Source organism: Streptococcus suis, from assembly GCF_902702775.1.
GTDB classification, from domain to species: Bacteria; Bacillota; Bacilli; order Lactobacillales; family Streptococcaceae; genus Streptococcus; species Streptococcus hashimotonensis.
The window spans coordinates 1,437,122-1,455,715 of sequence record NZ_LR738724.1 but is presented as its reverse complement, the minus strand read 5'-3'; the positions used below and the strand labels follow the sequence as shown (position 1 = coordinate 1,455,715).

Below are 18,594 nucleotides of genomic sequence, written 5' to 3'. Positions count from 1 at the left end.
CATGAAGCAAAATTTAAAAGTTAATGCGATTTGGTTGGCTATCTTATTGGCTGGTTTTGGGCTTATTCAAGGTCTTGTATCAGCAGGGATTCTGAATTTTTACTACATCCAGATTGTTCAGCAAATCGGTATTCAAATTATCTTGGCAGTTGGTTTAAACTTGATTGTTGGTTTCTCAGGTCAATTTTCACTTGGTCATGCTGGTTTTATGGCTATTGGTGCTTATGCAGTAGGTATTCTTGGGAAAATGATGCCAACTTATGGTGGATTTGCTATCGCCTTGATTGTTGGGATGTTAATCTCAGGTGCAGTAGCTCTTTTAGTTGGTATTCCAACCCTTCGTTTGAAAGGTGACTACCTTGCAATTGCGACTCTTGGTGTTGCAGAGATTATTCGTATTTTAATTATCAATGGTGGTAGTGTAACGAATGGTGCAGCAGGTATTATGTCTATTCCACTCTTTACAAGCTGGCCTTTAGTTTATATTTTTGTAATCATCACAACCTTGGTGACAGTTAACTTTTTGCGCAGTCCGATGGGACGTGCTACAATTTCTGTTCGTGAGGATGAAATTGCGGCAGAATCTGTAGGTGTCAATCCAACATTTGTGAAAGTTTCAGCCTTTGTATTTGGTGCCATGACGGCAGCCATTGCAGGTGGTCTCCATGCAGGATACGTTGGGACAATTGTTCCGAAAGACTTTGCCTTTATGACCTCCGTTAACGTTTTGATTATCATTGTATTGGGTGGTTTGGGCTCTATCACAGGTACCTTTGTAGCAGCCATTGTACTTGGTATTTTGAACGTATTCCTCAAGAGTTACTCTGATATTTCAATGATTATCTATTCATTAGCTCTTATTCTCTTGATGATTTTCCGTCCTGGAGGTCTTTTGGGAACTAAGGAATTCAGCGTAGCAGCTCTACTCAAGAAGAAGGAGGTTAAGTAATGGCATTACTTGAAGTAAAAGATTTAACCAAGAACTTCGGTGGCCTGACTGCCGTTGGTGACGTGACCATGGAACTTCATGAGGGGGAATTGGTTGGTCTTATCGGTCCAAATGGTGCTGGTAAAACGACTCTTTTCAACCTCTTGACAGGTGTTTATGAGCCAAGCGAGGGGACAATTTCTCTTGCAGGGACTATTTTGAACGGTAAAGCACCATCAAAAATTGCTTCGCTTGGTCTTGGTCGTACTTTCCAGAACATTCGTTTGTTCAAAAATATGACCGTTTTGGAAAATGTTTTGATTGGTCTTGGCAACCATGGTAAATCAGAAGTATTTGCAAGTTTCTTCCGTCTTCCAGCATTCTATAAGAATGAAGAAGCGTTGAAAACAAAAGCGCTTGAACTTTTGAAAATCTTCGATTTGGATGGAGATGCAGATACATTAGCTAAAAACCTTCCTTACGGTCAACAACGACGTTTGGAAATCGTTCGTGCCCTTGCGACTGAACCAAAAATTCTTTTCTTGGATGAACCAGCAGCTGGTATGAACCCACAAGAAACGGCAGAATTGACCCAACTTATCCGTAAGATCAAAGAAGAATTTGGTATTACGATCATCTTGATCGAACACGATATGAGCTTGGTTATGGAAGTGACGGAGCGTATATACGTATTGGAGTACGGTCGTTTGATTGCTCATGGTACACCAGAAGAAATTCGTAATAACAAGCGTGTAATTGAAGCCTACCTTGGAGGTGAAGCTTAATGGCAATGTTAGAAGTAAAAAATCTTTCCGTTAACTACGGTGTTATCGAAGCTGTTAAAGATGTTAGCTTTGAGGTTAATGAAGGTGAAGTTGTAACTCTTATCGGCGCTAATGGTGCTGGTAAAACCTCTATCCTTCGTACTATTTCAGGACTTGTTCGTCCATCAGCTGGAACAATTTCTTTCCTTGGAAATGAGATTCAAAAAGTCCCTGCTCGTAAAATCGTAGCAGACGGTTTATCACAAGTCCCAGAAGGTCGTCATGTTTTTGCAGGCTTGACTGTTATGGAAAACTTGGAAATGGGTGCCTTCCTTCGTAACAATCGTGAAGAAAACCAAGCAAACTTGAAAAAAATCTTTGCTCGTTTTCCACGTTTGGAAGAACGTAAAAACCAGGATGCAGCTACCCTTTCAGGTGGTGAGCAACAGATGTTGGCCATGGGACGTGCCCTAATGAGCCAACCAAAGCTCTTGCTCCTTGATGAACCATCAATGGGCTTGGCTCCGATCTTTATCCAAGAAATTTTTGATATTATCCAAGATATTCAAAAACAAGGAACAACTGTCCTCTTGATTGAGCAAAATGCCAACAAAGCTCTCGCTATTGCAGATCGTGGCTATGTTCTAGAAACAGGAAAAGTTGTCCTCTCAGGAACAGGAAAAGAACTCCTCGCCTCAGAAGAAGTCAAAAAAGCATATCTGGGTGGCTAAAATGAGGCTGACGCCTCATTTTAGGTTGGAAATGGGAACTGCCGGCAGGCAGTTTTCTTTATCTCAAGGTCCGGGGTACCTTTTTAGGTCGGAAATAGGGACCGTCGGCAGACGGTCTTTCCTTTTATTCATTTTGGGTACCTTTTTAGGTTGGAAATGGGGATCCTTCTCAAGCACTCTCCCTCGTTATTACTATCTATGCAGTAAGCTTCAAATATAGTATAATGAATGTATATTTGGAGGTTTGTATGATTAAAGTTGAAGAGATTTTATCGACTCTATCACCGAATCAAAAGGTTAACTATGATAAAGTGTTTCAAAAAATGGCAAGCACGTGGCAGGAAGCGGGGCTTCGACCGAAAATTCTCATGCATGTCTGTTGTGCCCCATGCTCGACCTATACATTGGAGTACTTGACTCAATATGCAGATGTAACCATCTATTTTGCGAATTCCAATATTCATCCAAAGGCGGAGTACCAGCGGCGGGCAGCCGTGACGGCCCAGTTTGTCAAAGAATTTAATCAGAAAACTGGACAGTCGGTAGGCTATCTAGAAGCTGACTATAGCCCTCAGGAATTTTTCAAGAAAACTCAGCATCTTGCCAATGAGCCAGAGGGAGGAGATCGGTGTAAGGTTTGCTATGATTATCGGTTGGATAAGACTGCGGAGAAGGCAGTTGAGCTTGGTTTTGACTATTTTGGTTCGGCTTTGACAATCAGTCCACATAAGAATTCGCAGACCATCAATGCTGTTGGGATTGAGGTGCAGAAATTATACGATACCCAGTATCTTCCGAGTGACTTTAAGAAAAATGGAGGCTATCAGCGTTCAGTTCAAATGTGTGAAGAGTATGACATTTATCGCCAGTGCTATTGTGGCTGTGTCTATGGAGCCAATGCCCAAGGTGTCAATCTCGTACAGGTAAAAAAAGAAGCCTTGGAGTTTTTAAAAACGCACAGAGATTATTCCCACATTCCTTTCAAGGTGCTGGATAAGAATTGATTTTCATTTCTTTTCATTAAATATTGAAATCGTTTTCGGATTTGTGGTATAATAAAGTATGATTTACCAAAGGAGGAAGTTCTATGTCTGTTAAAGATTTTATGACCCGTAAAGTTGTTTATATTTCACCAGATACAACCATTGCACACGCTGCAGATATTATGCGTGAACAGGATTTGCACCGTCTACCTGTTATTGAAAATGATAAGTTGGTTGGTTTGGTCACTGAGGGAACGATCGCAGAAGCTAGTCCATCGAAGGCAACTAGCCTATCTATTTACGAGATGAACTACCTTTTGAATAAGACTAAGGTCAAGGATGTGATGATTAAGAATGTTATCACGGTCTCAGGTTATGCTAGTCTGGAAGATGCTGCTTATCTCATGTATAAAAACAAAGTGGGGATTCTTCCAGTTGTTGACAACGGTCAACTATATGGGGTCATTACTGATCGTGATATTTTTGCAGCTTTTCTTCATGTCTCAGGTTATGGAGAAGAAGGAGTACGCGCTCGGTTCCTTGTTGAAAATAAGGCAGGGGAGTTAGAAAAAATTATTCGATTGGTGGCAGATAAGGATTATAATATTGTATCTACTGTGCAACTTGCTACCAAGTCTGGAAAAGTTGTCATCGAAGTGCAGATTGACGGAAAAGTTGATGTTGAAGAAGTTCGAACTCTTTTCGAGGGTGCAGGTATCCAAGTGGATAGCTTGGTTCCGACTGTTGCTAAAAACATTTAAAAACCGAGATTTCTCGGTTTTTTTCTTTAGCTATCATTCTAGTATTTTAGGGGAATGTGATATAATAAAGTATATCACGTATGAGGAGGCTCTATGGGGCACAAATATAAAAAGTATAAGAAATATGGTAAAAATAATTCAGGACTTGTGGCCCTCCTTGTTTTATTGGCAATCGGTTTTGTCATGAGTTTCTGGTATATCTTATTGCCCATTGGGCTCTTAATTGGCTATTTTTACAAGAGAGAGGCTATCCAGCGTTTTTTGAATAGAGATTCTATAAAACGCTTGCAGGTATTAGCGCTATCTATTCGTTCGGGCTATGAAAAGCATCAAGAGCTCTTGGTGGAAAAGGGTGAGGATAAGGTTGTGTTACAGTTGCGAAACAGACTGTTAGGACAATTATTTGAATTAGATCAGCTCTATCAAAAAGTTGGAAAATATCTGAATGGATATGAAAGTAAAGAAGTTGTAGATACCTTGCAACTAAAATATCATTTAAAACTGCCAGAAGCTAAAACAGAAAAAAAGACTGACACACAGGTTTCTACTGGTGGTAATGCTGTGATGGATGAACAAGGCATGATAGCGGATTTAGCTCCTGAAATTTTAGAAACCTATTGTAATATTCAAAGAGACAATCTTGTTATTCTTGAAAAGCTGGAAAAGGCGACAGATAAGCGGGAAGAATTGACAGCTATCCATGAGGCCAATATGAATCGGTTTAATGATATTTTACAGGGTTATTTGAAAATTAAAAAATCACCGAAAGATTATTTTAACGCAGAAGAACGATTGGTGCAGGCAAAATCAGCCATGGAAATGTTTGATAAGGATTTGGATGATACCATCAAACAATTTAACGAAGCGGATATGAAAGATTTTGAAGTCAGTCTGCGTATGATGAAAAGAGAAGAGGAATAGAGAAGATGTCAGGATTTAATTTCGATATTGATCAGATTGCTAATAATAGTTTATCAACTAAAGATAAGACAACAGAGCTTATTCAAGCGACTCCGACTGGAGATAATTCAAAAGTGTCTTTCTTGGCACAGTTGACACCGGAACAACAAACAGGTATTCGTGCCAAGGCTCCCCAATTGGTGGATAATTTCTTAGCTAATCAAAATGCTCTCTTGGATTTTGGTAAGGAAGCGGTAGAAGAAGTCAATGCCACGGTCAATCACATCCTGTCAGAACAGAAGAAGATTGAAATTCCACAAGTGGATGAGCTTTTGGCCAATACCAACCGTGAATTGAATGGTTTTGTGGCTAAGTATAAGGACATTTCCACAACTGCTGAATTAGAAAAGAAACCAGGTTTCTTCCAACGCCTGTTCAAGCAGACCAAAAATGATTTGCAGGAATTTTATTTTGATTCGCAGACTATTGAAAAGAAAATGGATAGCATGGCAGCCAGTGTGGTCAAGCAGGAAGAGGTGTTGGCGCGCAATATTGTTTCTGCAGAGCTTTTGATTGAAAACAATACCAAGTCTATCGAGAATTTGGTGGGGGTCATCGCCTTTATTGAAGCGACTGGTCAAGAAGCGGCAGAGCGTGCGAAATTGGCACAAGAAAACCTCGCAACTTTAGTACCGACTACAGTCGATTATCAAGTAGCTTCTGAGAAGTTGGCACGTGTAACAGAGGTTGCTAATATCCTCGAACAACAACATTCTGAGTATATGAGTCGCTTGTATGTTGCGTGGACAACGACACCGCAGATGCGTAATCTGGTCAAGGTTTCTTCGGATATGAAACAGCGCCTTGGGATGTTACGTCGCAATACTATTCCAACAATGAAATTGTCCATTGCACAGTTGGGCATCTTACAACAATCTATCAAGTCTAGCCAGACAGCAGATGCGATTGTCAATGCTAATAATGCTGCCCTTCAAATGCTTGCGGATACATCAAAAGAAGCCATCCCGATGATGGAACGCACAGCTCAGAATCCGACCCTTTCAGTAGCATCTGTTACCAAATTGGCAGAAAGTTTGGTTGCCCAAAATAATGGCATTATTGCAGCTATAGATGAAGGGCGTCAGAAACGTCGGGAGTTGGAGGCAGCTATTGTACGGTCAGCAGAGACTATCAACGATTCTGTTAAGCTACGCGATCAAAAAATCATTGCTGCTTTGCTGGAGCAAGGCAAAGAAGCACAGTCTGAGGTAGAGCAACCACTTGAAACCAATCAATAATATAAAACCTGCAGTTCAGCGAAACTGCAGGTTTGTTTAATGGCGTTCTATTGGTTTTTTATCTCGATCTAAAGTAAATCCCTCACCGAGTACTTCATGTGCGTCTGTAATGGTGATAAATGCGTGGGGGTCAATGCGGTGAATAAGCTCCTTCATCTCTTGGAGTTGGCTCTTATATATGACCGAGTAAATCATGTTGACATCGGCTTTGCTGTAGAAACCTTGTGCTTTGATAAAGGTGACACCACGCTCGATTTCACAATCAATAGCCTGAGCCAATTGGTCAGATTTTTGAGAAACAATCATAACCCCCTTGCTACCATATCCGCCCTCCGTGACAAAATCAATAACCTTGGAAGCAATAGCAACCATCATTAAAGTATATAGAACTGTTCGGAGGTCTTTAAAAACAATAACAATCAGAGTTAGGATGAGGATGTCAACTGCAAGAATGATTTGTCCAATGGAGTAAGGTAGGAATTTATGACCTATACGAGCAATAATATCGCTTCCCCCAGTCGTTCCGCCAGCACGGAAGATGGTTCCTAATCCTAGTCCCATAAGAATCCCACCCAGGATACTAACGAGTATCAAATCTTGTTGTAGATTGATTGAAAAATGGATTTTTTCAAAAATGGCCAACCAAAAGGTAACGCTAAAGGTTCCTAAGATACTGAGATAGAGAGTCTTCTTTCCGAGTATTTTCCACCCGAGGATGAACAATGGAATATTAATCACAATGTTCATTATCCAAGGTTGAATATGAAAAAGGTAGTAAATAATCAGCGTCAATCCAGTTGCGCCACCCTCGAATAGACGATTGGGCATGATTAAATAATTTAGCCCAAAGGCAAATAGCCCTGCACCAAGCAAAATAAGTAAAATATTTTTCAAACGAACCATAAGCATCTCCGAATATGTGTATATATCAATTTTAAAAGATTTTCTCCTTATAAAACAAGTCAATTTTCAAGTGATTTTTTGACTAATTTTTGGTAAAATGGAATGAATATCTAAGAACCAGTCTTCACAAGTGAAGTGCTGAACTGTGCATACTGGTACTAAGAGCGAGGGAAAGATGAGAAACGGTTTTTTTATTACATTTGAAGGTCCAGATGGGGCAGGGAAAACGACGGTATTGCAACAGTTATTGCCAGCCTTGCAGGAATTGGGGCCAGAAGTAGTCACAACTAGAGAGCCAGGTGGGGTGGCTATTGCAGAAGAAATTCGCAATATAATTCTCAATCCTGCCAATACTGAAATGGATGATAAGACGGAGCTGTTATTGTTCATTGCAGCACGACGTCAGCATTTGAAAGAGAAGATTCTTCCACCCTTGGCACAGGGGAAATTGCTCTTGATTGATCGTTTTATCGATTCCTCTATTGCCTATCAAGGATTTGGACGGGGCTTGGATATAGATGACATTCATTGGCTTAACCAGTTTGCAACAGATGGTTTAAAGCCAGATTTAACCCTCTATTTTGATATTGATACAGAAGAGGGGCTGGCTCGAATTGCCCGCAATGCTGACCGTGATGTGGATCGCTTGGATATGGAAAAAGCAGATATGCATAGACGGGTGCGTCAAGGCTATCTTAGTATTTTAGAGCAGGAACCAGAGCGGTTTGTAAAGATTGATGCCAGTCAGCCACTAGAGGCTGTTGTTGCAGATGCTCTGGCGGTCATTAAGAAACGGTTTGCAGAAAGAACATGAAGATTGAAGAACTTAGAAACTTACAACCCAGTGTATTTCAACGTTTTGTGACAATTTTAGAGCAGAGACGTTTGGCGCATGCCTATCTATTTTCAGGTGACTTTGCTAGTTTTGATATGGCAATTTTTCTCAGTCAATCGTTATTTTGTCAGGAGAAAGAAGGCGTCCTTCCTTGTCAGAAATGTCGGTCTTGTCGCCTAATTGAAGCAAATGAGTTTTCAGATCTTACTGTTATTGCACCGCAGGGAAATGTTATCAAAACAGATACGATACGTGAATTAGTTAAGAATTTTTCACAATCTGGATTTGAATCCAATAAGCAGGTTTTCATTATTCGTGATGCTGAGAAAATGCATGCTAACGCAGCCAACTCTTTGCTAAAAGTGATTGAAGAACCTCAGTCAGCCATTCATATCTTCTTATTGACCAATCAGGAAGAAGCTGTCCTTCCTACTATCAAGAGTCGGACACAGATTATAGGTTTTCCTAAAAATATTCCGGCCATGGAGCGAATGTTAGAAGAGGAGGGCTTGTTAAAAACACAAGCGAATCTCTTAGCTCAACTGGTTTCAAGTCAAGAAGAAGCGAAAAAGTTAGCAGAAAATAAAAACTTTTTAGATTTGATGGGACAGACAAAGAAATTTACAGACTTGCTCTTGGTGGAGCCTACACGTGCTTATTTGCAAGTTGGAATCCTAGTGTCTTTAGCTGTGGAAAAAGCTGAGCAGGGACGTTTGTTTGACCTTCTGAGTCTGATATTATCTGAGAAAATGATGGAATCGGCAAATGTACGTGAAAAAATGGATGCTGTTCTTAAGGCTAAGAAGATGTGGCAGGCAAACGTAAGTCTACAAAATAGTCTAGAGTATATAACTCTGTAAAATAAAAGAAAGGGAGATAATGGATAAAAAAGAAATTTTTGATGCCCTAGATGATTTTTCGCAGAATCTTCTAACCACGTTGGCAGAAGTGGATGCTATCAAAAAGCATTTACAGGGAGTTATTGATGAAAATACGACCCTCCGCTTGGAAAATTCCAAGTTGCGCGAACGTTTGGAAAAAGAAGATAAGACAGGCCATAAATCTTCCAACTTTGGTAAGGAGAATTTGGAGAATATTTACGAAGATGGTTTCCATATTTGTACCTTCTCTTATGGTCAACGTAGGGATAATGATGAACCTTGTATGTTCTGTGTAGAATTATTGAATCGAGATTAGGATGAAAGTACAAAAATCATTTAAGGGACAGACGAGTTTTGGGACTTTATATCTGGTGCCAACGCCTATTGGAAACTTACAGGATATGACATTCCGAGCTGTTCAGATTTTGAAAGAAGTGGATATAATTGCAGCGGAAGATACGAGAAATACAGGCCTCCTACTCAAACATTTTGAAGTAGAAACCAAGCAAATATCCTTTCACGAACACAATGCCCATGAAAAAATTCCAGTTTTGATTGATTGGCTCAAATCTGGTCAGTCCATTGCGCAAGTTTCTGATGCAGGCCTACCTTCCATTTCGGATCCTGGTCATGACCTGGTACGGGCAGCGATTGCGGAAGATATTCCTGTTGTAGCACTTCCAGGAGCATCGGCAGGAATTACAGCCTTGATTGCATCTGGTTTGGCACCCCAGCCACATATTTTTTATGGATTTTTACCGAGAAAATCGGGGCAGCAAAAAGAATTTTTCCAAGAAAAAAAGACCTATCCTGAGACGCAAATTTTCTATGAATCTCCATATCGTGTGGCAGATACCTTAGAAAATATGTTGACAGTTTATGGTGATCGTCAGGTAACGGTTGTTCGAGAATTGACCAAGTTATACGAAGAATACCAGAGAGGAAGCATTTCCGAATTACTAGAGTATTTGGAAGAAAATCCACTTAAGGGAGAATGCTTGATTATTGTCGAGGGTGCTGGTGAGGAAGTCTATCCTTCTGCTGACGAAGTAGACTTGAAGGCTGAGGTAGAAAGAGAAATTGCAAGTGGCATAAAACCTAATCAGGCTATCAAAGAAGTGGCCAAACGCTACCAACTCAAAAAACAAGAAGTATACGATATATATCATGGACTAGGTTAAGGCCTAGTTTTTTGTATGTTTATGCAATTTTATACTCTTCGAAAATCAAAATTATCCGTTGTCAAGAGCCTTGATGAGTGAAAAGCTCCAGTGGATCTTTTCAGCCTGTTACCTTGAAATGAGAAAGTAACAGAGTTATATCTTCGGCTTAATGACGCGAACACAGTTCTCTATACTTCCAGCCTTCAACTATATCCAAGCTAAGCTACTTTTGATTTTCATTGAGTATTAATATGCAGATAGCAATTGGCGACACTCCCCAAACAGTCAAATCTGGTCATAAAATTTTCATTGAAACCTGATAAATCCCTGTGAGGCAAGTGGCTCGTTTATGGCTAAAAGTAAGAGGTGCTTTAGAAAGTAGAATAAATATAAGAAATCCGAATATTTTTACAAAATAATCATATTTTATGGAATTGTCTGAATATTTGTGATATAATGAACAGACTAACTTAATGGAGGGATTTTATGACAATCTACAACTTCTCTGCAGGTCCTGCAGTATTGCCAAAACCAGTACTTGAACGCGCCCAAGCTGAATTCTTGGACTACAATGGTTCGGGAATGAGCGTTTTGGAGATGTCGCATCGCTCCAAGGACTTCGATGATATTATTAAAGGTGCTGAGGCAACGCTTCGTGAATTGATGGCCATTCCAGATAATTACAAGGTTATTTTCTTGCAAGGTGGAGCTTCTTTGGAATTCACAATGATTCCCCTCAACTTCGCTCAAGGCAAGAAAGCCTACTATCTTGTAGGTGGCTCATGGGGTAAAAAAGCCTATACTGAGGCTGTGAAGCTGTCTAAAACAATTGCCTTTGAACCAATTTTGCTTGGATCAACGGAAGATATTACCTATGCAGAATTGCCAACCTTCGATAAAAATGATATTGATCCAACTGCTGCTTACGTGCATTTGACAACAAATAACACTATTGAAGGAACAGCAGTTTATGATATTCCTGACACCAATGGTGTGCCAGTCATTGCTGATATGTCTTCAAACATCTTAGCGGCTCGCTATAATGTTGAAGATTTTGCCATGATTTATGCTGGCGCTCAGAAAAATATTGGTCCTGCTGGTGTGACGGTGGTGATTGTTCGTGAGGACTTCCTCAATGATCAACCAATGCTTTCAAGCATGTTGGACTACCGTATTCAAGCAGAAAATGACTCTCTTTATAATACGCCACCAGCTTATTCTATCTATATTTCTAAACTCGTCTTTGAATGGGTAAAAGAAATTGGTGGTGTTGATGAGATGGAAAAAATCAACCGTGAAAAATCTGGTTTGCTTTATGACTATATCGACCAGTCTAATTTCTATACAAACCCTGTTCGCAAAAAAGAAGAGCGTTCAGTAGCGAACATTCCTTTTGTCTCACCAAGTGAAGAATTAGATGCCAAGTTTGTCAAAGAAGCAACAGCAGCTGGTTTTAAAAACATCAAAGGTCACCGTTCAGTAGGTGGGATGCGGGCGTCGCTCTATAATGCTTTCCCACGTCAAGGTGTGGTTGAATTGATTGAATTCATGAAAAAATTTGCAGCGGAGAATGCGTAATGGAAATTAGATTAGCACATCCAAATGAGATGGAGGCTATTGTTAATATTCTTGAAGATGCTCGTGCATTTCTAGCAACCTCCGGTATCAATCAATGGCAGGGAGAGTATCCTAATAAAGAGAATATCTTTGATGACATTCTTTCTGGCAGAGGTTACGTTGGTATAGTTGACGGTAAGGTGGCAGCTTATGCCGCCGTTCATCGTGGTCAAGAAGCAGAATATGAGGCCATATATGAAGGAAAATGGCAGCATAATCATCCTGTATATACAACATTCCATAGAATTGCAGCAGCTGACGAATTTCGTGGTCAAGGAATCATACAAACTTTTTTGCAAGGTTTAATTGAAGGTCAAAAAGGACCTGATTTCCGCTGTGATACCCACGAGCAGAATAAGATAATGCAGCACATTCTAAAAAAATTAGGCTATGTCTATTGTGGTAAAGTCCCAATAGATGGAGAACGTCTAGCCTATCAAAAAATCAAGCAAAAGAGCGAGCGGAGTCTTTATCAGGAAATCAGTGAAGACGACCGTTGGTTACTCGGAAATAATTAATGAAATAAAGAAAGAAAAGGACCGGGCAAAAGCTTCATATCACTTCTCAAGGTTCGGGTCAACATCTCAGCGCAGTGGTTGATTGGCAGATTTGTTCGTGTTTTACACTCCAAATCTGACCACTACGACTGATGCGAACAGAGTTCGCCTTATCTCCAACCTTAAACTGTCTCCCAGACAGTTTGAGCTGTGCGGGGGTGGGAGTGAAACAGTCTGGGAATAGACTGTTTCAGCTCAGCAACTAGAAATAAAGACTTGTTGACAAACTCTTCTGTAGTTAGGTGAGTTCTTTCCCACTCCCCTTTTTAGGTAAAAATAAATGGTATTTAGCGTACGTACTTTTAACAATATCAATCAAATTGGTCTTAAGGAATTGGGCAATAAATTCCAGATTGACGGAGATCATGCAGCAAATCCAGATGCCTTTATTATTCGATCTGAAAATTTGCATGGATTTGATTTTCCTGAAAATCTAAAAGCTATTGCCCGTGCTGGTGCAGGGACTAACAATATTCCAATCGAAGAGGCAACAGAGAAAGGTATTGTTGTCTTTAACACTCCAGGTGCCAATGCCAATGCCGTAAAAGAGGCAGTCATTGCTTCCATCCTCTTGTCAGCACGTGACTATATCGGAGCGACGGCATGGGCAAATACATTGTCAGGAGATGATGTACCTAAGCAGGTTGAAGCAGGTAAGAAGCAGTTTGCAGGGACAGAAATTTCAGGTAAGACTCTTGGTGTTATCGGACTTGGTGCTATCGGTGCGCGTATTGCCAACGATGCCCGCCGTTTGGGAATGAATGTTCTCGGTTACGACCCTTATGTATCAGTAGAAACTGCATGGACCATTTCAAGCCATGTCAAACGCGTGGATGACTTGAAAGAAATCTTTACCAATGCGGATTACATTACTGTTCATGTTCCTTTGACAGATAAGACACGAGGACTTTTCAATGCGGATAGCTTTGGTCAAATGAGAAAAGGGACAACCTTGATAAACTTTGCCCGCGGTGAACTGGTTAATAATGCTGATTTGTTTGAAGCAATTGAGGCAGGAGTTATCAAGAACTATATCACGGATTTTGGGACAGAAGAAGTGCTCAACAAGGACAACATTATCGTCTTCCCGCACGTTGGTGGGTCAACAGAGGAAGCAGAGCTCAACTGTGCCATTGCTGCTGGTCAGACCATTCGTCGTTTTATGGAGACGGGTGAAATTATCAACTCAGTTAACTTCCCAAATGTGAAACAATTCCTAGATGCACCGTATCGTATTACCTTGATTAATAAGAATATTCCTAATATGGTAGCAACGATCACAACGGCTGTATCTGAGTTGGGAATCAATATCGATAATATCATCAATAAGTCTAAAGGTGACTATGCCTATACTTTACTTGATTTGGATGAAGCGGATAAAGTGAAAATTGAGCAGTTGGTTGCTAAATTTGAAGCAACGGATGCAATTGTCAAAGTGCGTGTCATTCAGAATAAAAACTAATCATGCTGTATAAACAAATCTATCACAGTCCACTTGGCCCCATGTCATTAATTGCTAGTGATAAGGGATTGAGAGGGGCCTGGTTTGAGGGACAAAAATATTTTGAACGAGGCTTGAATGAGAAAGCTATTTTAGCCTCCCATCCCATTTTAGACCAGACAGCTCGATTGCTTGACAAGTATTTTTCAGGGGATCAGGTGGACTTTTCAAACCTTCCATTAGAAGCTGTGGGAACAAATTTCCAAGAGCATGTCTGGCAATTATTGAAGACGATTCCGATTGGTCAGACGACTACCTATGGACAACTGGCTCAGCAACTAGGCCTTCGTTCTGGTCAGGCAGTAGGAGGTGCAGTTGGGCGTAATCCTTATTCTATTATTGTTCCTTGTCACCGAGTTCTCAATCAGAAAGGACAGTTGACAGGTTATGCAGGTGGACTGGATAAGAAAATCTGGCTCTTGCGACATGAGAATCCAGAATTTGAGGTGAAAGATGATTTTATTTTATGAGTATCCAAAATGTTCGACTTGCCGAGCAGCAAAGGCGGAGCTGAAGAGTTTGGGATTGGAATTTGAAGCTATTGACATTAAGTCAACACCGCCTAGTGCTGAAGAGCTAAAAGCTTGGATGGAGGCGACAGGACTAGAATCGAAAAAGTATTTTAATACTTCTGGGAATAGCTATCGTGAATTAGGCTTGAAAGATAAGTTTGATAGTCTTAGCTTGGAGCAGGCACTTAATCTTCTAGCTAATGATGGTATGCTGATTAAGCGTCCCCTACTGATTCAGGATGGTAAAATCTTACAGATTGGCTATCGAACAAAATACGAAAATCTCGGTTTATAAGCCGAGATTTTGTTTATTATAGCGCATATTCTATTGAAATATATTCATGATGTTTTTTCAAAAGATAGAGTATCTGAGGCTTATCTTCTAAGAGTTTTTGGATAATTTCGTGATGGACATTGTGGAGATTGATTTTAACGCGAATCTTCATGCCTTGTTTGAAAATATGGATTTCAACATCATTGCTATCTTCCTTTAAGTAAGGCTCCAATAGCTGATAGATAGAATCATGTATCTCAGGGAAATGGATTGTTCCGTTGGCAAGTTCCTTGAAAGATGCCACTAATAAGTTCCAAGGTTCCTTAAATGAAATGATTGCTAGTGCTAGTGTCAAAAAGAAGTCGCCAGTATAATGCAGGAAGCCGAACCAAGAGTTGATAGGAACAAGATAGAGCAGAAGAATTGCAATTCCAATTGCACCTGAAATGAGTCCGTCTACAAGGTTGCCTTTTGCTTCTGCTAATATGATAGTAGACAGATGATTGACTTTGGTACTCATATGGCGGTTGTATAGGTAAAGCCCCATGCAGACAAAAAACATGGTTATGGTATAAGGGAGAACGGGACCAGTAGTCATTTGATGACCGATTCCATGAACAAAGTAAGCAAAGGCTGTCGCGCTAGTTTCAAGTACAGCAAATACAAGGAGTAGTAGAGTTGCGAGAGATTTCATGATAGCGTAGAGAGGTTCTAGAAAATACAGTCCTTGAGGAAAAGTCTCGGTTTTCCGATGGCTATTTTTCGATATGTAAACTGCAACTAAGGACGAAATAAATGCTATTAGAGAAAAGACTCCGTCTAGGAGGAGGGCGTTTAGGTCAGTCATGATATAAACGGCAATACCTGCTAGTCCAGATAAACCGTTCACAACAGAGGAAACAGTTAGAGATTTGCGTTCGATAATTTTGTGGTCCATAATCCCTCCTTTTAATATATATCTATATATTTATTTTACCACAAAATGACACCGTTTTCAAATCGAGCGGATTAAAACAAGGTAGAGTGATAAGAAATAAAGGCTCAAAACCCTTGCAATAGACCTACGGGTTTTAAGCCTTTAATATCTGTTATCTGATAATTGAAATCAGGTTATACTCTTCGAAAATCAAAATCAGACGTTGTTGACTTGATTTGATGAACTTCAGTTCTATCTGCATCTGCGTCGCCTAGTCTGATTTTGATTTTCATTGAGTATTAATATCCACTGTTAGAATGAAATCTCCATCACAATTGGTGTATGGTCCTGACGAGCACCGGAGTCAATCATATCTGACTTACTTACTTTGTCGGCGATGCGGTCGCTGACAAGCCAGTAATCAATTCTCCAGCCTGTGTTGTTGATTTTACTGGTGCGGCTACGTTGTGCCCACCAAGTGTAGGCGTTGAGAACATCACCGTGCAAGTGGCGGAAGGTATCTGTAAAACCTTTTGCTAGAAGATTTGTAAAACCTTGACGTTCTTCATCTGTAAATCCTGGAGATTGACGGTTACTTGCGGGATTAGCAAGGTCAATTTCCTTGTGAGCAACGTTGTAGTCACCTGTTGCAAGAACAGGTTTGTGGCTATCAAGTTTTGCTAAGTAGTCAGCATACTGTACATCCCAGATTTGACGGTCAGCAAGCCGTTTCAAGCCATCACCAGCATTTGGCGTATAAACTTGTGTGACATAGAAGTCATCAAATTCTAGCGTAATGATACGCCCTTCAGAATCCATGGTTGTTGGAGCACCAATCTCAGGGAAGGTAATGATTGGAGTTAGATGGTTTTTGTAGAGGAAGAGCGTACCAGCATAGCCTTTGCGAGCTGGTTCTACAGATGAACGCCAGGTATTGGCATATCCAGGGAAGTAGCTTTCCAAAATTTCTAGATGCTTTTTAGTCGGTCCCTTATCTGACAATTTTGTTTCCTGAATGGCGATAATATCAGCGTCTTCTGTCACAAGTGTATCGATGACTGCGCGTGATAATAGGGCGCGAGGAGACTCTGCAGTCAATGCAGCGTTAAGAGAATCAATATTCCAAGAAATGAGTTTCATAATTTTCCTTTTCTAGTCTGTTACTGTTTTACATTATACCAAAAATAAAAGTTGCAGGCGAATATGGAAACTTGAAAAAATTTTTATAATTCTTGTATTATAACATTAAAATTGTGATACAATAGAACTAATAAATCTGTGTCAAGGAGGTTATTATGAAAAGAAAATTATTTGTTTTTGCCTGGTTAGCCCTAGTTTTGGAAATGCTAATCTACTACTGGTACCAGTTGCCTGCTTTAAATATTTTGAGTGTGGACTTCTGGATATTTTTCCTTCAATCTGTCGGATTGGTTTGGCTCATACTTTCCATGTTCAGCTCCAAAGGTGCTTTTCAAAAGGTGACCAAGATTTCCGGTCGCCAGAGACCAGTAGATACCTATCAGATTAAAACCTCGCAACTGCCAGCTTACTTAAAATGGTTGGGACGAATTTGGGTATTGGCTGTCCTGGGTTTGTTGGGGTTGGGGCTTATCAACTCACGTGTATTTCGTGCTAAGGATTACGCTGCTGTCATAAGCGTCAAGGATGCGGATTTTAAAGCAGATTTTCCTGAAACAGACATATCCAAATTGGCCCTCCTAGATCGTGCCTCAGCCGAAAAAATCGGTGATACTTATCTAGGTACCATTGACAAGGTCTCCCAGTTTGGCATTTCGGATGATTATCGCCAGATTACTATCGGTCAGCAACCGTTCCGTGTATCGCCTTTAGAATATAAGAATTTTTGGAAATGGCTGAGCAACCATCAAGATGGGATTGGTTACTACGTGAAGGTTAATCAGACAACAGGAAAGGCAGAACTTGCCAAGTTGAGCAAAGCCATGCACTATTCAGATTCCGAATTTTTGCTGAATGATACCTTACGTCATCTTCGCCTGCAATACCCGACAACTATTTTTGGGAAACCATCCTTCGAAGTGGATGACCAAGGAAATCCATATTATATTGCAACGATTTACGAGCCAAAATTTGGACTTTCATCAAATGATCCGATTGGTGCTATTGTATTGGATGCAGTAACAGGCGAAAGTAAGAAGTATAGTCTGGAAGATATTCCAGAGTGGGTAGACCGTGTTTATTCGGCAAACAATGTTATCAGCCGTGTAGATGACCACTATACTTATCAAAATGGTTTCTGGAATACCATTTTCAGTCAAACTGGTGTGAAAAATACAACAGACAGCTATAATTATATTTCTATCGGCTCAGATATTTATCTCTACACAGGTATCACCTCAGCAACTGCTGATTCATCCAACCTTGGATTTATTCTTGTCAATATGCGAACTCGTGAAATTACCAACTACAAATTGGCTTCGGCGACTGAAACAGCAGCGCAAGAGTCCGCAGAAGGTGAAGTGCAGGAAAAAGGCTATAAAGCCACTGCTCCAAGCCTGGTTAAGTTGGCAGATACAGCCTACTATTTAGTATCCTTGAAAGATGATGCCGGCTTGGTTAAATCATACGCTCTTGTTGATGCCGAAGATTATCAACAGGTTACTGTTAACAACGATATTGCGCTCTTAATTTCTCAAGTCACAGGAACGGATGCTTCTAGCCTTTCAGGATTGACGGTGACTGAAAATGGAGAAGTTGGTGAACAGACTGAGGTTATCAGTGGAAAAGTAGAAGCTTTAGCGAGTCAAATAATTGGCGGTGCGACAATCTACTATATTGAGTCTGAGGGCAAGATTTACAAAGTCAAAGCAACGGAAGATAGTACAGATCGATTACCATTTATCAAGGTAGGAGATCACTTTAGCGGTCAGTTAGATAAGAAAAATTATCTTAAAAACTTTAAGGTTAATCCAGAATAATCATAAGAAAGAGTGAGGTAGAAAAGCCTTGCTCTTTTGCTTGTCGTCACCCATGCGAAATATTTCAACTTATGGTATAATGGGGCGTTGTGGTTCTTTGACAGGAATCCGTA

20 protein-coding genes are annotated in these 18,594 nt (G+C 40.3%); 17 read left to right on the top strand and 3 right to left on the bottom strand.

The genetic code is table 11. The annotated features are described in order from the left end of the window. The first annotated feature begins 1 nt into the window (after position 1). The 7 genes from GPW69_RS07190 to GPW69_RS07160 all read left to right on the top strand — a co-directional run bounded on the left by GPW69_RS07190 (position 2) and on the right by GPW69_RS07160 (position 6,365). Positions 2-949, top strand: a complete 948-nt coding sequence (locus tag GPW69_RS07190; RefSeq protein WP_002937293.1) for a branched-chain amino acid ABC transporter permease — start codon at positions 2-4, stop codon at positions 947-949. Then, complete coding sequence (locus GPW69_RS07185) at positions 949-1,713, top strand: ABC transporter ATP-binding protein (RefSeq protein WP_024384876.1); 765 nt, start codon at positions 949-951, stop codon at positions 1,711-1,713. The genes GPW69_RS07190 and GPW69_RS07185 overlap by 1 nt, the downstream gene beginning before the upstream one ends. Next, positions 1,713-2,423 carry an ABC transporter ATP-binding protein gene (locus GPW69_RS07180; protein WP_002937288.1) on the top strand — a complete coding sequence of 237 codons (711 nt, stop codon included), beginning with the start codon at positions 1,713-1,715 and terminating at the stop codon, positions 2,421-2,423. The genes GPW69_RS07185 and GPW69_RS07180 overlap by 1 nt, the downstream gene beginning before the upstream one ends. A 248-nt stretch (positions 2,424-2,671) precedes the next feature. Beyond that, entirely contained in the window at positions 2,672-3,427 is a 756-nt protein-coding gene (locus GPW69_RS07175) for an epoxyqueuosine reductase QueH (protein ID WP_024387922.1), read from the top strand. Positions 3,428-3,510: 83 nt separating this feature from the next. Next, the gene (locus GPW69_RS07170) at positions 3,511-4,167 is read left to right on the top strand and encodes a CBS domain-containing protein (protein WP_002935353.1); all 657 of its coding nucleotides are present in this window, start codon (positions 3,511-3,513) and stop codon (positions 4,165-4,167) included. A gap of 93 nt (positions 4,168-4,260) precedes the next feature. Continuing rightward, complete coding sequence (locus GPW69_RS07165; RefSeq protein ID WP_074391813.1) at positions 4,261-5,088, top strand: hypothetical protein; 828 nt, start codon at positions 4,261-4,263, stop codon at positions 5,086-5,088. A gap of 5 nt (positions 5,089-5,093) precedes the next feature. Continuing rightward, positions 5,094-6,365 (top strand): toxic anion resistance protein, encoded by a 1,272-nt coding sequence (locus tag GPW69_RS07160; RefSeq protein WP_074391814.1) that lies wholly within the window; start codon positions 5,094-5,096, stop codon positions 6,363-6,365. Between the two features lie 36 nt (positions 6,366-6,401). Here GPW69_RS07160 and GPW69_RS07155 read toward each other — a convergent pair whose 3' ends face one another. Beyond that, positions 6,402-7,268 carry a YitT family protein gene (locus tag GPW69_RS07155; protein WP_002935357.1) on the bottom strand — a complete coding sequence of 289 codons (867 nt, stop codon included), beginning with the start codon at positions 7,266-7,268 and terminating at the stop codon, positions 6,402-6,404. 175 nt (positions 7,269-7,443) lie between these two features. Between GPW69_RS07155 and tmk the strand changes: the two genes are divergently transcribed. From tmk to GPW69_RS07110, 9 genes are all read left to right on the top strand, one after another. Continuing rightward, complete coding sequence (gene tmk / locus GPW69_RS07150; RefSeq protein WP_024412257.1) at positions 7,444-8,082, top strand: dTMP kinase; 639 nt, start codon at positions 7,444-7,446, stop codon at positions 8,080-8,082. Beyond that, positions 8,079-8,963 carry a DNA polymerase III subunit delta' gene (locus GPW69_RS07145; protein WP_024381557.1) on the top strand — a complete coding sequence of 295 codons (885 nt, stop codon included), beginning with the start codon at positions 8,079-8,081 and terminating at the stop codon, positions 8,961-8,963. Before tmk ends, GPW69_RS07145 begins: the two co-directional genes overlap by 4 nt. A gap of 19 nt (positions 8,964-8,982) precedes the next feature. After that, positions 8,983-9,300: a DNA replication initiation control protein YabA gene (gene yabA / locus GPW69_RS07140; protein ID WP_002935361.1), complete on the top strand. Its 318-nt coding sequence runs from the start codon at positions 8,983-8,985 to the stop codon at positions 9,298-9,300. 1 nt (position 9,301) lies between these two features. Then, the gene (gene rsmI, locus GPW69_RS07135) at positions 9,302-10,165 is read left to right on the top strand and encodes a 16S rRNA (cytidine(1402)-2'-O)-methyltransferase (RefSeq protein WP_074391815.1); all 864 of its coding nucleotides are present in this window, start codon (positions 9,302-9,304) and stop codon (positions 10,163-10,165) included. Between the two features lie 468 nt (positions 10,166-10,633). After that, entirely contained in the window at positions 10,634-11,725 is a 1,092-nt protein-coding gene (gene serC, locus GPW69_RS07130) for a 3-phosphoserine/phosphohydroxythreonine transaminase (protein WP_015646952.1), read from the top strand. Beyond that, positions 11,725-12,282, top strand: coding sequence for a GNAT family N-acetyltransferase (locus GPW69_RS07125; RefSeq protein WP_074391816.1), 558 nt, complete (start codon positions 11,725-11,727; stop codon positions 12,280-12,282). The genes serC and GPW69_RS07125 overlap by 1 nt, the downstream gene beginning before the upstream one ends. A 319-nt stretch (positions 12,283-12,601) precedes the next feature. Then, a complete protein-coding gene (locus tag GPW69_RS07120) occupies positions 12,602-13,783 on the top strand; it encodes a phosphoglycerate dehydrogenase (protein ID WP_014638089.1) in 1,182 nt (393 codons plus the stop codon). 2 nt (positions 13,784-13,785) lie between these two features. Continuing rightward, positions 13,786-14,292 carry a methylated-DNA--[protein]-cysteine S-methyltransferase gene (locus tag GPW69_RS07115; RefSeq protein WP_024410949.1) on the top strand — a complete coding sequence of 169 codons (507 nt, stop codon included), beginning with the start codon at positions 13,786-13,788 and terminating at the stop codon, positions 14,290-14,292. Next, positions 14,276-14,629 carry an arsenate reductase family protein gene (locus GPW69_RS07110; protein WP_074391817.1) on the top strand — a complete coding sequence of 118 codons (354 nt, stop codon included), beginning with the start codon at positions 14,276-14,278 and terminating at the stop codon, positions 14,627-14,629. Before GPW69_RS07115 ends, GPW69_RS07110 begins: the two co-directional genes overlap by 17 nt. A gap of 16 nt (positions 14,630-14,645) precedes the next feature. On the opposite strand, the gene GPW69_RS07105 is transcribed toward GPW69_RS07110, so the two are convergent. Both GPW69_RS07105 and GPW69_RS07095 read right to left on the bottom strand, forming a co-directional pair. Beyond that, the gene (locus tag GPW69_RS07105; protein WP_074391818.1) at positions 14,646-15,545 is read right to left on the bottom strand and encodes a cation transporter; all 900 of its coding nucleotides are present in this window, start codon (positions 15,543-15,545) and stop codon (positions 14,646-14,648) included. 291 nt (positions 15,546-15,836) lie between these two features. Further along, positions 15,837-16,664, bottom strand: a complete 828-nt coding sequence (locus GPW69_RS07095; RefSeq protein WP_024410951.1) for an exodeoxyribonuclease III — start codon at positions 16,662-16,664, stop codon at positions 15,837-15,839. Between the two features lie 155 nt (positions 16,665-16,819). Here GPW69_RS07095 and GPW69_RS07090 point away from each other — a divergent pair, with 155 nt between their 5' ends. Further along, positions 16,820-18,481: a hypothetical protein gene (locus GPW69_RS07090; protein ID WP_074391819.1), complete on the top strand. Its 1,662-nt coding sequence runs from the start codon at positions 16,820-16,822 to the stop codon at positions 18,479-18,481. Positions 18,482-18,594: the final 113 nt, after the last annotated feature.